The following is a 15170-nucleotide window of genomic DNA, read 5'->3' as shown; positions in this document are numbered from 1 at the left end:
GATTTGCAAAAGTCAATTCATCTATCCCATATTTTTTCAATAATTAGCACGAAATAACACACTTTAGCTGTCACTGCAAGTTATTCGTTCACAAAAATTACGGTCAACGAAAGGGCCACAGGTCACTGCCACTACCATTGCCAATTTGATTGAACTATACTCAAAACTTCTTTAATTTCTATTATTGGTCAATTATAGTGATAATGAGGTGATAAAAAAATAATTCCCTGTTCTGACCTCAAACAAATATTTTTTTCATGACATTTTCTTAGTTCTTCCTATTTTTCTTCTATTAAACTGCCATTTAGTTTGTGTTGTTCCGATTTGAATGCCCATTCCTTCTTTACTATAGTAGGCTAGTATGCGCCAACCTGGCTTATTTCATAAATCGTTGCTGTCTGGTAAATGAGGCTGTACAGGTGTTTGCTTGTTGTTCATAACGACTTATCCTCTGAACGACAGTTGATTCGATCAAAAATTTCATCTACAAACTCAGCTTTACTGATGTTTGAATCATATTTGTTGTGCATTTAGCAACTATTTTACCATCGTGGGCCATAATTTGGCCTTCGCAGTGAATAATGTTTTTGCCTGCCCGCACCACATTGGCTGTACTGCTGACGACGTCGCCCACCCGGGCCGCGTGTAAATAATCAATTGTTAAATTAACTGATGTGTATGCGTACTCCCGTCCAAGCATAAAAACCATGGTTCCTACCAAATCATCCAGTATAGCAGCAGCTACACCGCCATGCAAAACACCTGCTGGGTTCGTCATCTCATCACGGATGGTGAAATCAGCAACTAACCGTCCATAATCAGCCTCACGGATTATACCATTGAGCCAGCGCCCGAAAGGTGACAGACTATTATTTATGTTTTGACCAATCTGAGCGCGCCAGAGTTCAAGGCGCGAATTCGTTGTGTTATTCATACCGGACAAAAATAGCATTTAACTAAGTTGAAAACCCGTAGGATGCTATTATTTATAGACTTTCTTGGGAGTTTTTCAAGACTTATGCTACTTTTGGGCGTTTTTCATTACGCCTACTCGATTACTTCTGATGAATTATACACTTACGCAGATACCCGACCGCACCGTAAAGCCTCGCCAGAGTGGATTAACGATGGTTATGGACAAAGGGTTAAGCCTGCGGGAAGTAGAAGATTTTTTGTCTACTTCTGCCGGCTATTCCGATATCATTAAACTGGGTTGGGCAACGTCATTCGTTACTCCAAATCTGAAAGAAAAGTTAGCCATCTATCGCGAAGCGGGCCTGCCCGTTTATTTTGGCGGCACTTTATTTGAAGCTTTTGTAGTACGCAATCAATTCGAGGAATACCGTAAGTTATTAGATAAATACGGGTTGGAATATGCCGAGGTCTCCGATGGCTCGATTGATATGGTTCAGGATGATAAATGCGAATATATTCGGAAACTGGCTACGCAGGTAACTGTGCTCTCGGAAGTTGGCTCGAAAGACGAAGCCAAGATTATTCCGCCTTATAAGTGGATTCAGTTAATGAAGTCTGAGTTGCAGGCGGGTGCCTGGAAAGTTATTGGCGAGGCCCGGGAAGGAGGTACAGTGGGCCTGTTTCGGTCGAGTGGCGAAGTGCGGCAGGGCTTGGTTGAAGAAATTCTAACGCAGGTTCCCTTTGAAAGTATTTTGTGGGAAGCCCCCCAAAAAGAACAGCAGGTGTGGTTTGTTAAACTCCTCGGAGCCAACGTCAATCTCGGCAATATTGCCCCTCAGGAAGTTATTCCGTTAGAAACTATTCGGTTAGGACTGCGTGGTGATACGTTTACCCATTTCCTTGATAAATAATAAATAGTCTTTAGTAGTGAGTTAACAATTTCTATGGATATCATAAAATCATTGTTCGATTTCTTATTGCACCTTGACCGTTACCTTGATTTATGGGCTAATGAGTACGGCATATTACTCTACGCCATCCTGTTCCTGATTATTTTCACCGAGACGGGCCTGATTGTTATGCCGTTGCTCCCCGGCGATTCGCTCTTATTTGCGGCTGGAGCTTTAGCGGCCCGGCCAACAAACGAGTTAAGTGTTTGGGTCATTATCCCGCTCCTTATTGGTGCTGCACTCCTCGGCGATAACGTCAACTATTTTGTTGGGAAATTTCTTGGTAACCGCATCAAAAGTCGCGAACGAATCCTGTTTTTTAAGCGGGAGTATATTTCCGAAACAGAAAAATTCTATGCAAAGTACGGTGGTCGTACCGTCATTATCGCACGGTTTATCCCCATTGTGCGGACTATTGCGCCCTTTGTGGCTGGCGCTGGCAGCATGAACTACGGTACCTACATTAAATTCTGTATTTTAGGAGCTATCCTATGGGTGACAAGCATTTCGCTATTAGGCTACTTCTTCGGGAATTTCCCCATCGTTCAAAAAAACTTTGAATTAGTCGTTTTTGGTATCGTCGGTCTATCGGTAGTGCCAATTATTTATCAATTTATTAAGAAACGGGCTTGATTAGTAGTTACTGACAAACCGACATTATCAGTTATCAATAACCTACTAACCAATCACTTAGTAACCAGTAATTGACGACATGACCCGTTACGGCCTCATCGGTTTTCCGCTTACCCACTCGTTTTCGCAACGTTACTTCACCGAGAAGTTTGCCCGTGATGGCATCACCGATAGTCGATACGATTTATTTGAGATGCCCAGTCTTGCGGCCTTGCCAGACCTACTCACGCTGACTGGCTTACGTGGGTTAAATGTAACAATCCCGCATAAACAGGCTGTCCTGCCCTATTTAGACCGATTAGATGAGTCAGCCGAAAAAATTGGGGCCGTAAATGTCATTAAACTGGAAGCGGATGGCTCCCGAACGGGTTATAACTCCGATTATTTTGGCTTTCGGCAATCGCTGACGGATTGGCTCACGCTCCTCAGGCAGACGCCAACCGATATGCAGGCTCTTGTACTGGGCACGGGTGGAGCTTCCAAAGCTGTTACAGTCGCACTGGCGGATTTGGGTATTTCATACACGGTTGTGTCTCGTTTCAAAACCAGCAATACGCTCACGTATGATGAGGTAGCCACCATTTTGGGTGATTACTCACTCCTAATCAACGGCTCGCCGGTTGGCACATACCCACACATCGACGAGGCTCCTGCCCTACCCTATGACCAACTCACCAGCCGTCATCTGCTCTATGATTTGGTTTACAATCCTGCCGAAACCAAATTTATGCAGCTTGGCCGTGAACGCGGCTGTGCTGTGCATAACGGATTACGGATGCTGGAGTTACAAGCCGAAAAAGCCTGGGAAATCTGGCAACGATAAGATTACCATGGCCAATTCTTTTTGCTACTTCTATTAAAACCCTTAGTTATGCCTCTTTTAGTGTTTGCCACGATCACCGCCCGACAGGGAGCCGAAACAGACCTTAAAAATAGCTTACGCGAACTCGTTCAGGCCGTAAGAACTGAAGCCGCCTGCCAGCTTTATGAATTATACGAAAGCACGGAACACCCGGAGCGATTTATTATGCATGAACGTTGGGACAACGAAGCTGGGCTTGAGGCTCACACCCAAATGCCTCACATGAAAGCATTTGGTGCCAAAGCAAAAGACTGGCTGGCCAGACCTGCTGACCTGACCAAAGTTAACGTCTGAAATTTTGTTTATCATGGAGTCAGATTCTGGGGCCTCCGGATCGGTCAAACCCGACTCTACGGTAAACGGTTTATAGACAGATATCCCGCAGCCGGTTTTCGTCCATGACAAACACATTGAAGTCGACCTGCCCCCGAATTCCCTGCACCCAGCCATTCTGATTATGTTGCCAGAGATAGAGTTTATCGGCGTTATACCGGCGGAGGTGTTGGGTTGAATAATCAGCAATCCAGAGTGGATATTCATCCAGATTTCCCTTGATATAGCGCCGGTACAGGTTGCCGTTGGTGTAAATAATGGGCCGGGCCTGGTAGTGCTTTTCAACGGTTTCGAGCCATAGCCGCAGGCCATCAACTATCGTTTCGTCGGATTGGCCGTTTATCACCTCGAAATCGACAACGGGGGCAAAATCACCCGCATCGAGGTCGACATGCCGAATAAAATTGGTGGCTTGTTTAAGCGGATCACGAGTAGGATGATAGAAATGATACGCTCCCCGGCGCAGGGTTGATTTTTTTGCTTCCTGCCAGTTCTTAACGAACTGTTTGTCGGTCAGGGTTGCGCCTTCGGTGGCTTTTATAAACACAAACTGAAGCCGAACGCCCCCGGCCTCCATCTGCCGAACACGCTCCCAGTTGATTCGATCATTATGCCGCGACACGTCGATGCCATGAATGCTATAACGCATGGGTAACCGTATGCCAAATGCACGAACAAACTGCCAGTTCATCGCATCAGGCCGGCGGAAACGAACAATCCAGAACGTTACCAATACGATCAGCAACAGCGCAATCCAAACGCCATATCGTCGGGAGATGAGTTTATACAAAACGCGAAACTTCATGCAGAGACGTCTATTTACGGCCCGAAATTACGGTTTAAAATCCAAACCTACGGGACACAAAAAAGCCCTCTACCGGTGCAGAAGGCTTTTGTTTCATACGTTTTGGTTTGTCATCAGTCGTGACCCTCCACTTTGACCAGCTTATTATATACACCAAGAAGCAGGAATGGAGCCGCCCATTGACCAACAAATAAACTACGGTCCCTGTCGCCGGTTGCCTGCAAATACAGGGAAACCGCCATAGACCCTAAAGAAGCCCACAAAAAAATATCGGACGGCAGTTTGGCAGTCTGTTCTTCAATAGCAGTAGCCACTGGCCCTTCAGTATGCTCAGGATTGTTATTCTTGTGCTTCGCCATAACAGTGAGATTTTTGGTTTATCTTGAAGCACATAACTCTGGAACTGGTTATAAAGTTATAGGTTGTAAGGTTATAAAGTTGTTATATGTGTTCTGCTCAACTTTATAACCTTACACCTCAATAACCTTATAACTTACTTGTTTGGTTGGGGTGTTGTGCGTAGATAAGGCTTCACAAACGTAACCCCTTTGGGAAACTTAGCTTCCAACTGATCGTTCGTAACAGCGGAGGTAACGATCACATCGTCGCCTTCCACCCAGTCGGCCGGTGTAGCCACCTGATAGTCGGCTGTCAATTGAAGCGAATCAATTACACGCAGCAACTCGTTAAAATTACGCCCCGTTGAAGCCGGATAGGTTAGTGTCAATTTGATTTTTTTGTCAGGGCCAATCACAAACACTGAACGAACCGTTGTTTTTTCGCTGGCATTCGGGTGAATCATGTCGTAGAGTTCGGCAACTTTCCGGTCAGAGTCGGCAATAAGCGGAAAATTCACCTCCGAGCCGGTCACATCCTTAATATCGGGTGTCCAGCGATTGTGCGACTCCAGATCGTCGACCGATACGGCAATAACTTTTACATTGCGCTTTCCAAACTCATCTTTAAGCAGGGCTGTTTTGCCCAGTTCGGTGGTGCAAACGGGCGTGAAATCGGCGGGGTGCGAGAACAACATACCCCACGAATTGCCCAGCCACTCGTGAAAATGAATAGGGCCCTGGGTTGTGTCGGCCTCAAAATCGGGGGCAATATCTCCTAAGCGAAGTGACATGATAAACAGTGGTTTTAGTTGACAAAATCTACATTATAAATATAGTAATCGAGAAAGGTAAAAAACCGGTTTGGTGTCGGTTTGGAAAGCAAACCTAAAAAACAATTTTCGACTTCGCAACCCTTCAGCATTGCTTCCTGGGTCTCACCCTGCTCCTTTAGATTAACTTATCCTCTACGGCCATCCGCACCAGTTCGGCGGCATTACGCACCTGTAGCCGACGCATCATATTTGCCCGGTGATTATCGACCGTTCGGACGCTAAGCTGGAGTTTTTCGGCAATTTCGCGGCTGCTCATGCCATCGACCAGGAACTGTAAAATCTCTTTCTCTTTATTCGAGAGTTTCGACTGACGCTCGGTACGACCCTGGCGGCTACCTTTTTTCAACTGCTGCATGTAGCCGCTCAGAATAATCGACGCCACCGGTGAACTGAAATATTTCTCTCCAGTGGCAATGGTACGAATCGCCTTAATCATCTCATCCGATGATGAATCTTTTAAAATATACCCATAGGCTCCGGCCTCTACCGATCGCAGAATATAGTCTTCATTATTATGCATGGAAAGCATCAGCACCCGCACATTTTTATATAATCGACTGACTACCTGCGTCGTCTGAATTCCCGACATACCCGGCAATGAGATGTCCATCAGAATCAGTTCCGGAAGACGGTCCGGTTCTGCCTGGTGATTCTTCAATTTATCCAGAGCCTCTTCGCCGTCGTTCGCTTCATCAATAATTTCCAGGCCGTCAGCTTGTTCCAGCAAGAGTCGTATTCCGTCGCGAACAATCGAGTGGTCGTCGACTAACATTAATTTAATAGGCGTCATGATGAGCAGTATTCGGTTGATAAGGTACACTGACCTGCAACTTGGTTCCCTTTCCGGGTGCTGAGTTAAGTTTAAATTTACCGTTAAGCAGTTTTGTTCGTTCCTGAATGTTATGTAATCCCTGCGAAGGAGGACGATGTTTCATTACTTCGCCGTTCAGGCTTGATTTGGCTACTAAGCTGGGTTGCTTTTTTTGCGATACCTGAAAGCCCTGTCCGTTATCACTTACCAACAGTTGTAATATATTCCCGCGTTCTTTAAGTGCAATATGGATATGAGATGGGTTCGCGTGTCTGACGGCATTGCTAACGGCTTCCTGCGTTACGCGATACAGCATAATCTCAACGTTTTTATCCAATCTGGACGTATCAGTCGTCAGGTTTGTTTCAAAGGTTACGTCAATCGCTTCACTACGATCCTGTTCAGCCAGCATTTTAAGAGCAGGCACGATACCAAAATCACTTAATACACTGGGCATTAAGTTATTCGAAATAGTTCGGGTTTCCTGAATAGTCTGCGTAACCAAACCAGTTAACGTCTTAAGGTTTTTGGCATACGTTGCCGGTAAAATTTGTTCAGTTGCTGCTGCTCTGGTCAGCGTTGTTTCCAGTCCTTCAATTTGTAGTTTAATGGCCGTGAGCATTTGTCCCAAGCCGTCATGAAGTTCACGTGATAAGCGTTTACGCTCTTCTTCCTGACCGGCAATCAGGTACGACGTCCGTAATTTCTGTTCGTCAATTTGCTGCTGATATTGAAGTTTCGTGGCCTCAAAGAGTTGCTGGCGGGTTTCTTTCAGTGACTTGTTGGCGCTCAGCAGTTTTTTGTTGGCGGCTGTTGTCTGGCTTTCAGCTTCAATCAACTGGGCAAAGGTTTGCTTTAGCTTTCGGGCTGCGGGCCGGAAAATCAACAAACCAATCCCTACTAAAGCCAGCACTGTTAGCAGATACAGATAAAACTCAATGGATTGCAGGAGGTTTAGTTTGGCCCTCAGTTCGCTCGTGTATTCCCGAACGATACCATCTATTTTCTCCAGAAATGGTTTTTCGTTTGCCAGCATCAGGTCAATACTGGCCTGAACGTCGGACTGCTGAATTTCACCAAACCGCTGTAAACGCATCAACCGGCGGGCACCCTGACGAAGTGCGCTAAATTGTGGCCAGATGTCTTTGTACAATTGCTGAATGGTATCAGAATTGACAATGCTTACTTTCGGATTGTCGGCCTGACCCTGACGGCCCTGTAAATGATACCGCTCGAATACGGGAAATACCTGGCGCAAATCGGCCACATTACGGGAAAAATCAGGCTGTTCGTTCGCATCGGCTAACTGAAGCACCTGCTTCACAATCTGCTGGCTCTGGTGTCGTTGCAAAGCGGTATATCGAATGACCCACAGTTCGTCCTGAACCGCCCGAAGCCGCCACTGCGTTAGTACCTGGCCCACCGTCAGCAGGATAGCCAGAATAATAAGCAGCGTCATGTAGAGCCGGGTAAACCGAACGGGAATTACCGAACTGTCTTTGGTGTTATCGTTAAGTGAGTCGGACACGGGCAGCGTGATCGAAACAAAATGAGTCTGTAAAAGTAATCTTTTTTGTAGTTTTACCTTTGTTCACTTATCGTTAACGTATTCCAGCGTATGAAGCGTTTACTGCTTGCCCTGTTTGTTGTCTCATTTATAACTCCGGCGTTCCGTCCGGCTGCGCCACCAGTAGAACAGATTTACCCAAAGCGGCCAGTGTTGGCTGCTGCTGAACCCGTAAAACTGTCGTGGGAGACCTTGCGCGATGTTACGTTTAAAAAGAAGTGGTATGCCGAAGAGTCGGTTTACATGCTTTACCCTACGTTTGGGCAAAATATTCAGAAATTGAATGGTAAAACCGTCGAACTAACGGGGTATGTGTTACCCGTCGACCTTGAATCGAACATTTATGTACTGTCGGCGTTTCCGTACAGTGCCTGTTTTTTCTGCGGGGGCGCCGGACCAGAATCGGTCGTGTCATTAAAATTCAAGAAGACCGACAAGAAATTCAAAACTGATGAGCGCCGTACCTTCCGGGGAACCCTTAAGCTGAATGCTGACAATATTTACGAACTCAATTACATTCTGGCGGATGCCGAAATGATCGATCAATAGTAAGTTTATACTGACTGCCTGAGCAGAACTGAAAAATAGCTCTGCCTAATTGGTTAGTCTATCTGATTATTTCCAGCAAAAAGCCCCTTCGGATATTCTGAGGGGGCTTTTTGCTGGAAATAACCTTCATAAAACTACTCCTTCTTCAGTATGGTTTACCTCTCTTCGTACTATTCATTTTTTCAGCAAAATCAGGCCGAATAGCCCACTACGACCGATGTCCTCTATACGTCAGTATATTTTTTAAGGAATTATACTCAGGTCTAAAATCCATATATGGACAAGGAGAGTATATTTGTTCAAGTCTGCACTTGACGAGCGGCTAAGCATCCTGTTCCAAAAAGTAAATAAATTATTGAATAAGCACAATTTATTTACTTTTGAGTAGGCAAACTTAGTATGGGTTAACAAATAACATTTCCTCTACAGCCATGTATACGTAGAAGTTACCGTTGGCTCAAAATTGAGTAATTTCCCTTCTAACATTAAGTTAGCCAATATCACTAAAATTTAGTTGTTATATATTTACTTTACAACCTATTGGTCAATTGAGTAGTTACATTACCGTTGATGAGTCTATTTTTTCACCTTAAAACAAAAGAATAGTATGCACACGTTTCCTTTGTGTATTAGCCGACTGAGGATATTATTCCTTAGTTGCGCCCTGCTACTGCTGACGGTTGTCAGTTATGCTTCCAGCCACCGCGAAGCCCCGTTGATATCGACTGATCCGTTAGCCGATAACACCGACGTTTATGCCTTCAAAAGCCCGGACGATCCGAATACCATCACCATCATCGCGAACTACATTCCTTTTCAGTTACCCGATGGTGGTCCCAACTATTATACCTTTGGCGAGCGTATCCGCTACGAGATACATATTAAGAATAAAGCATCAACAGCAACGGACGATATTACGTACCGTTTCACGTTTACGAAAGGAAACGAAGACCCGACCACATTTTTTAATATCCGGCTGGGTAAGCAAAACCTGAAGACCACTTACATTTGCGAAAAGAGCGTAAACGGCGGCCCCTTTTCAACCATTGTCAGTAATGGAATCGTGCCCGCCTACAACATTGGACCGCGCTCTATCGACACGCCGGGTCTTGGTTTAGGTAAACCATACAATACACTAATTGAGGAGGCAATTGCCACAACGTCGTCGGGCGAAAAAGTATTCTGCGGCCCTGCCGATGACCCTTTCTTTGTCGACCTGGCGGGTGCGTTCGATGTGGGCAACTTCCGGCCCGACGGCAACCCAGTCAACCCTCCCAAAGATGGGCTTGCCCGGTACAATGTTCACACGATCGCCCTAAAAATTCCAATCAATTTGTTGCAAAAAGATGGCAAAAGCCTTTCGCAGGCAACCAATATTCTCGACCCCGATTTTGTCATTGGTGTATGGGCGTCGGCCAGTCGGCAAATGATCAGAACCATCAACAACGAGAACGACGTGAGCTACGATGGCCAATATGTGCAGGTCTCGCGCCTGGGTATGCCCTTAGTGAATGAAGCGATTATTCCCATCGGCATGAAAGACCGCTGGAATACCTTCAAACCGTATGGTGGTCAGGACCTGCAGTTCGCCAAGTACTTCAGCAACCCCGAACTGGCCCTTTACATGGACGATTCCCAGTTTGGCGGAGCCGTGCCTTCGTTGAGATCGGTACGGATCCAGGCTAAGTCGTTAGGCTCATTTGACTTCCGCAACGGCAAACCTGGCCTGGCTGGCCTCAAAAACAACCCCGCCCTGGACGGAACGGCCCTGGCCGAAGCCGCCTTTGGGGGCATTCTGCTACCCGACAATGCCAGTCCCCGAGCGGTGGACCTGCTGCCCATCTTCTACACCGGCGTGCCCAACCTGCGACCCTACCAACTCGCCACGGGCAAAACCCCCGGCGACCCCCTGTCGGCCGGCAAGCCCTTCGTCAACAACTTCCTGCCCACCTTAGGCGACATGCTCCGGCTCAACATGGCCGTGCCCTCCACCCCCCGCAACGACCCCAACTTCTCCTCCCTGGGCCTGGTGCAGGCGGCCGTGCTGGGGCTGACCGACCCCGCCTATGCCAAGCCGGGTATGCAGTTCATTCCCAACATGGATGGCTTCCCCAACGGGCGCCGGCTGGAGGATGACGTGACCACCATTGAGTTGCAGGCGGTAGGGGGTGTGGTGCTGGCGGCCATTGGGTTGTGGTACGATGATTTCGTGCCCGGTCAATCCCCCGTTACACCCAATTTAGTGAAGGTGCTCAGTTTCAGTGCGGGCGTTACCAAAAACGATACGACGCTGAAAGCCTCATTCCCCTATGTTCAGACTCCGTGGAGAGGCTTCGACTTCACTAAAAAGAATCGTTATTAATTCTGCTCATCATTCTTTGGACAAGACAATGAAAAAAAATCTTACCCTATTACTGATGGCAGTTCTGATGTATCTGCCTTTCAGTCAGGTTATGGCGTCGTCGCACCGCGAGGCTCCCTTAATCTCAAATGACCCGCTGGCCGACAACACCGACGTTTATGCCTTCAAAAGCCCAGTCAATGCGGAGAAAATCGTTCTTATTGCCAACTACATTCCGTTTGAGGACGCAGCAGGTGGTCCAAACTGGTACAACTTTGGCGAACGCATCCGCTATGAAATCCATGTGGACAATAATACAGCCACGCCGGGTGATGACATTACCTATCGGTTCACGTTTAAAATCACAAACGAAGATCCTACCACATTTTTCAACATTCGGTTAGGCAAGCAAAACCAAAAAGCCACCTACACCTGCGAGCGCAGCATGAACGGGGGAAATACGTGGACGACTATCGTCAGTAATGGCATCGTACCACCGCCTAACATTGGCCCGCGCTCTATTGAGGATAAAACGGTGGGACTGGGTGCAGCTAATTACAATGAGTTAGCCACAAAAGCCATTGCCACAGCTTCAACGGGTGAGCGGGTTTTCTGTGGTCCAATCGATGACCCGTTCTTTGTCGATCTCGGTGGCGCGTTCGATGTAGGTGGATTCCGGCAACCGGGCCGCGATGGACTGGCTCGTTACAACGTTCATACAATTGCTCTTGAAGTACCCGTTTCCACCTTGCAGAAAAATGGCAAGAGCGTTTCGCAGGCCGCTAACATTCTCGACCCTGACTTTGTGATCGGTGTGTGGGCGTCCAGCAGCCGTCAGCGAATTAAAACCATCAACAACGAAAACGACGTGAGTTATGATGGTGAGTACGTTCAGGTCTCACGGCTGGGTATGCCCCTGACCAATGAAGTTATTATTCCCATCGGCATGAAAGACCGCTGGAATACCTTCAAACCGTATGGTGGTCAGGACCTGCAGTTCGCCAAGTACTTCAGTAATCCAGAGTTAGCTCTGTACATGGACGACTCTAAATTTGGGGGTGCCGTGCCAGGATTATCGGCTCTTCGGATTCAGAAGAATTCTTTAGGGGCGTTTGATTTTCGCAATGGCAAGCCCGGTTTATATGGCGTGAAAGGCACGTCGGGTGTGACGGGCACAGCGCTTGATGATGCTATCTTTGGTACTATCCTGCTGCCCGACAATGCCAGTCCCCGAGCGGTGGACCTGCTGCCCATCTTCTACACCGGCGTGCCCAACCTGCGACCCTACCAACTCGCCACGGGCAAAACCCCCGGCGACCCCCTGTCGGCCGGCAAGCCCTTCGTCAACAACTTCCTGCCCACCTTAGGCGACATGCTCCGGCTCAACATGGCCGTGCCCTCCACCCCCCGCAACGACCCCAACTTCTCCTCCCTGGGCCTGGTGCAGGCGGCCGTGCTGGGGCTGACCGACCCCGCCTATGCCAAGCCGGGTATGCAGTTCATTCCTAACATGGATGGCTTCCCCAACGGGCGCCGGCTGGAGGATGACGTGACCACCATTGAGTTGCAGGCGGTAGGGGGTGTGGTGCTGGCGGCCATTGGGTTGTGGTACGATGATTTCGTGCCCGGTCAATCCCCGGTTACGCCCCAGTTGGGGAAAGTGCTCGGTTTTAATGCCGGAGTTACCAAAAACGATACAACTTTCAAACCAGCGTTTCCCTTTGTGCAGGATCCCTGGCGTGGTTTTATTGGCAATGGCTATGTAGGACCGGAAGCAAACACGGGTAAACCTCTGGCAGTCACGGTGGTAGCCTATAACTGCATCTCAGGTGATGTCGTCTTCGGGCGTATAGGCGGAGATCAAAACCGGGTAGTTGAATACCAGGCTGCAGGTGTCAAACAATATAGCACGAAGGTTAACGGCGTAATTGACGCTGAGCGACGCCGGGATGGCCGCGATATTCTGGTAAAAGCCCGTTACGTAGGCGACGCAGCTTCGGAAGTCACTTACCTCTTCAACTTTGCAAACTTCTGTGCTTCAGCCCGTTTGAGTGCCGAGCCGGTTGCGCCGTTAGCTGTTCGTGTGCTGGGCAATCCGACTACCAATAACGAAGTTACGGTTGAGGTACGCGGAGCGGCTGGTCAGCCGGTGCAACTGTGGCTAACAAATGGCCGGGGTCAGCGATTCAGCCAGCAGTTGGTAAGCGAAGCGGGTGCTGTTGAACGCCGAACTATCCGATTGGGTGAACAACCGGGCGTTTACTTCCTGCAGGTGACGACGCCAACCGACCGGCAGACCATTAAGGTGGTCCGGCATTAATTAATAGGTTTATGAAGTACGGTATATAGTGGCGGTTATTTAAAACTTAAACTATGTACCGTACTTCACAAATCAACTATCGTAAACTACTTTTCCTCTATGTGTTTTTTTACATTTCCCGGTAAACAACTCCTGCCTGCAGCTATCCTGATGCTATCGGTCTTGTTCCTACCGTTCGGCTGCACGAATAAGCAAAAAGAAACCGCCACAACCACCCTGTCTACGATGGACATACCACCTCTTTACGAACGGCGGGGTGAATTAGCATCGGCAACCGAGTGGCAGCGAACAAAAGAAAAAGTGGCCGAGTTGACTGATAGAGTCAGGAAAGAGCCGAATGAGATAAAACCTCGGCTTCAACTGGCTGTAATTTACTTATCGGAAGCTCGAATTACGGGCGAACACCCGTATTACTATCCGGCTATTCTGCACATTTTAGACGGTGTGCTGGCAATGGATCCTAAAAACTTTGAGGCTACTACCTTTAAATCGTCGGTCAAAATGTCGCAGCACCAGTTTGCTGAAGCCCGCGAACTGGCCGAAAAAGCAAGGCAGATTAACCCCAATAATGCCTATGTGTACGGTGTGCTGGTCGATGCCAATGTCGAACTGGGTAACTACGAAGAAGCGGTGGTGGTGTCGGATAAAATGCAGGGGTTGAAACCTTCGCTTGAGTCGTACTCACGGGCATCCTATCTGCGCGAGATCTACGGTAATTATCCCAGTTCCATTGAGGCAATGAAGTTAGCCGTACAGGCGGGATTGCCCGGTTCGGAACCCTATTGCTGGAGCAAAAACATCCTCGGTCATTTGTACGAAACAACAGGACGGCTCGCCGATGCTGAACGACAGTATACCGAAATTTTAACGATGCGTCCCAGCTATGCCTTCGCACTGGCCGGGCAGGCCCGCATTCAAAAAGCCCGGAAAGAGTATGATAAAGCCTTAGTCACGCTGGACAGAGCGGCTAAAATTATGCCCGAATTTTCATTCCACGAGCAAATGGCTGAAATCTACGCGTTACAGGGGGATCGGGCAAAAGCCGGAAAGAAATTTATTGAAGTTGCTAAAATGCTGGATGACGATGCCCGCTCCGGCCATGCCGTCGATCTGGAACTCTGTAAACTCTACATAAAGTCAGGGCAATTAGATTCAGCAATGGTTTACGGATTGAAAGAGTATCAAAAGCGGCCTAAAAATATAGATGTGAATCAGGCAATGGCCTGGGTTTTTTACAAGCAAAATGATTTGAAAAAAGCGCAGCAACACATGCAGGTGGCTTTGCGTACAGGAAAAAAAGATCCTGAATTGCTGCAACAGGCCGGGGCAATTGAATTGGCTTTAGGTAATGCAGCCCAGGGCAATAAACTCATTGCAGCCGCCCGAAAAACAAATCCGAATTATACACTTTGACCTATAGCCTGGTTATTGGTTTCTGGGTCATTTACAGGCCGTCCACTATTTAAGAAGCCAATCACTTTACTAACCCGATGCTGGCCCGCTCCTGGATCGCTCTCCTCTTACTGGCTAATTACCTACTGGTGATTGGCGCGGGCTGCCTAAGCCGCCCGGAGGATCAGTATGAGTTCGTGCTGGTGGAAACTAACGTAGACGGCCACTATCAGGAGTGTCGATATTTACGTATGAGCAGCCTTGAGGATTTCCTGAATGAAGCGTTAGCTACCCGCTACCAGTCAGCTACCGATACGATACCTCATCATCTAATTTCAGTTGTATATGGAGTTGATGCTCATTGTCTCCCTCATTTGTCCTGGCCGTTTGTAACACCCGTATATGAACTTGTAACGATCCCCTTAGTTAACTATCAATCTATACGTTTGTCCGGCGCCAACCGGGTTATATCCCCACCTCCCAGGTCACGATAAGACAGGAAGCCGGTGTTTCTGACCGCT

General features: G+C 47.8%; 14 protein-coding genes. 8 read left to right on the top strand and 6 right to left on the bottom strand.

Annotated features, from left to right (window positions below):
* Positions 1-484: 484 nt before the first annotated feature.
* The gene (locus ACYVI1_RS16935) at positions 485-934 is read right to left on the bottom strand and encodes a PaaI family thioesterase (protein ID WP_460911883.1); all 450 of its coding nucleotides are present in this window, start codon (positions 932-934) and stop codon (positions 485-487) included.
* A gap of 130 nt (positions 935-1064) precedes the next feature.
* Between ACYVI1_RS16935 and ACYVI1_RS16930 the strand changes: the two genes are divergently transcribed.
* From ACYVI1_RS16930 to ACYVI1_RS16915, 4 genes are all read left to right on the top strand, one after another.
* Complete coding sequence (locus ACYVI1_RS16930) at positions 1065-1826, top strand: phosphosulfolactate synthase (protein WP_460911881.1); 762 nt, start codon at positions 1065-1067, stop codon at positions 1824-1826.
* A gap of 33 nt (positions 1827-1859) precedes the next feature.
* Positions 1860-2498, top strand: a complete 639-nt coding sequence (locus ACYVI1_RS16925; protein WP_460911878.1) for a DedA family protein — start codon at positions 1860-1862, stop codon at positions 2496-2498.
* Between the two features lie 79 nt (positions 2499-2577).
* Positions 2578-3321 carry a shikimate dehydrogenase family protein gene (locus ACYVI1_RS16920; RefSeq protein WP_460911876.1) on the top strand — a complete coding sequence of 248 codons (744 nt, stop codon included), beginning with the start codon at positions 2578-2580 and terminating at the stop codon, positions 3319-3321.
* Positions 3322-3369: 48 nt separating this feature from the next.
* Entirely contained in the window at positions 3370-3654 is a 285-nt protein-coding gene (locus ACYVI1_RS16915) for a putative quinol monooxygenase (RefSeq protein WP_460911874.1), read from the top strand.
* 70 nt (positions 3655-3724) lie between these two features.
* Here the strand turns inward: ACYVI1_RS16915 and ACYVI1_RS16910 are convergent, their stop codons facing one another.
* The 5 genes from ACYVI1_RS16910 to ACYVI1_RS16890 form a co-directional block, all read right to left on the bottom strand.
* Entirely contained in the window at positions 3725-4498 is a 774-nt protein-coding gene (locus tag ACYVI1_RS16910; RefSeq protein ID WP_460911872.1) for a glycoside hydrolase family 25 protein, read from the bottom strand.
* Between the two features lie 113 nt (positions 4499-4611).
* Entirely contained in the window at positions 4612-4857 is a 246-nt protein-coding gene (locus ACYVI1_RS16905; RefSeq protein ID WP_460911870.1) for a hypothetical protein, read from the bottom strand.
* 134 nt (positions 4858-4991) lie between these two features.
* A complete protein-coding gene (locus ACYVI1_RS16900; RefSeq protein ID WP_460911868.1) occupies positions 4992-5627 on the bottom strand; it encodes a peroxiredoxin in 636 nt (211 codons plus the stop codon).
* A 157-nt stretch (positions 5628-5784) separates the two neighbouring features.
* Entirely contained in the window at positions 5785-6441 is a 657-nt protein-coding gene (locus ACYVI1_RS16895) for a response regulator transcription factor (protein ID WP_460912052.1), read from the bottom strand.
* A 4-nt stretch (positions 6442-6445) separates the two neighbouring features.
* Positions 6446-8008: a sensor histidine kinase gene (locus ACYVI1_RS16890; RefSeq protein ID WP_460911866.1), complete on the bottom strand. Its 1563-nt coding sequence runs from the start codon at positions 8006-8008 to the stop codon at positions 6446-6448.
* 90 nt (positions 8009-8098) lie between these two features.
* Between ACYVI1_RS16890 and ACYVI1_RS16885 the strand changes: the two genes are divergently transcribed.
* From ACYVI1_RS16885 to ACYVI1_RS16870, 4 genes are all read left to right on the top strand, one after another.
* The gene (locus ACYVI1_RS16885; protein ID WP_460911864.1) at positions 8099-8596 is read left to right on the top strand and encodes a DUF3299 domain-containing protein; all 498 of its coding nucleotides are present in this window, start codon (positions 8099-8101) and stop codon (positions 8594-8596) included.
* Between the two features lie 607 nt (positions 8597-9203).
* The gene (locus ACYVI1_RS16880) at positions 9204-10958 is read left to right on the top strand and encodes a DUF4331 domain-containing protein (protein ID WP_460911863.1); all 1755 of its coding nucleotides are present in this window, start codon (positions 9204-9206) and stop codon (positions 10956-10958) included.
* A 55-nt stretch (positions 10959-11013) separates the two neighbouring features.
* A complete protein-coding gene (locus ACYVI1_RS16875; RefSeq protein WP_460912051.1) occupies positions 11014-13257 on the top strand; it encodes a DUF4331 family protein in 2244 nt (747 codons plus the stop codon).
* Between the two features lie 99 nt (positions 13258-13356).
* Positions 13357-14670, top strand: a complete 1314-nt coding sequence (locus tag ACYVI1_RS16870) for a tetratricopeptide repeat protein (RefSeq protein WP_460911861.1) — start codon at positions 13357-13359, stop codon at positions 14668-14670.
* Positions 14671-15170 lie beyond the last annotated feature (500 nt).

Source organism: Spirosoma areae (assembly GCF_054781775.1).
The sequence above is the reverse complement of the archived record's forward strand: the minus strand, read 5'-3'. Positions and strand labels throughout refer to the sequence as shown.

Bases quoted from the DNA above. Each gene is read 5' to 3' on its own strand.
- ACYVI1_RS16935 (WP_460911883.1), bottom strand. From the start codon at position 934: ATGAATAACACAACGAATTCGCGCCTTGAACTCTGGCGCGCTCAGATT.
- ACYVI1_RS16930 (WP_460911881.1), top strand. From the start codon at position 1,065: ATGAATTATACACTTACGCAGATACCCGACCGCACCGTAAAGCCTCGC.
- ACYVI1_RS16925 (WP_460911878.1), top strand. From the start codon at position 1,860: ATGGATATCATAAAATCATTGTTCGATTTCTTATTGCACCTTGACCGT.
- ACYVI1_RS16920 (WP_460911876.1), top strand. From the start codon at position 2,578: ATGACCCGTTACGGCCTCATCGGTTTTCCGCTTACCCACTCGTTTTCG.
- ACYVI1_RS16915 (WP_460911874.1), top strand. From the start codon at position 3,370: ATGCCTCTTTTAGTGTTTGCCACGATCACCGCCCGACAGGGAGCCGAA.
- ACYVI1_RS16910 (WP_460911872.1), bottom strand. From the start codon at position 4,498: ATGAAGTTTCGCGTTTTGTATAAACTCATCTCCCGACGATATGGCGTT.
- ACYVI1_RS16905 (WP_460911870.1), bottom strand. From the start codon at position 4,857: ATGGCGAAGCACAAGAATAACAATCCTGAGCATACTGAAGGGCCAGTG.
- ACYVI1_RS16900 (WP_460911868.1), bottom strand. From the start codon at position 5,627: ATGTCACTTCGCTTAGGAGATATTGCCCCCGATTTTGAGGCCGACACA.
- ACYVI1_RS16895 (WP_460912052.1), bottom strand. From the start codon at position 6,441: ATGTTAGTCGACGACCACTCGATTGTTCGCGACGGAATACGACTCTTG.
- ACYVI1_RS16885 (WP_460911864.1), top strand. From the start codon at position 8,099: ATGAAGCGTTTACTGCTTGCCCTGTTTGTTGTCTCATTTATAACTCCG.
- ACYVI1_RS16880 (WP_460911863.1), top strand. From the start codon at position 9,204: ATGCACACGTTTCCTTTGTGTATTAGCCGACTGAGGATATTATTCCTT.
- ACYVI1_RS16875 (WP_460912051.1), top strand. From the start codon at position 11,014: ATGGCAGTTCTGATGTATCTGCCTTTCAGTCAGGTTATGGCGTCGTCG.
- ACYVI1_RS16870 (WP_460911861.1), top strand. From the start codon at position 13,357: ATGTGTTTTTTTACATTTCCCGGTAAACAACTCCTGCCTGCAGCTATC.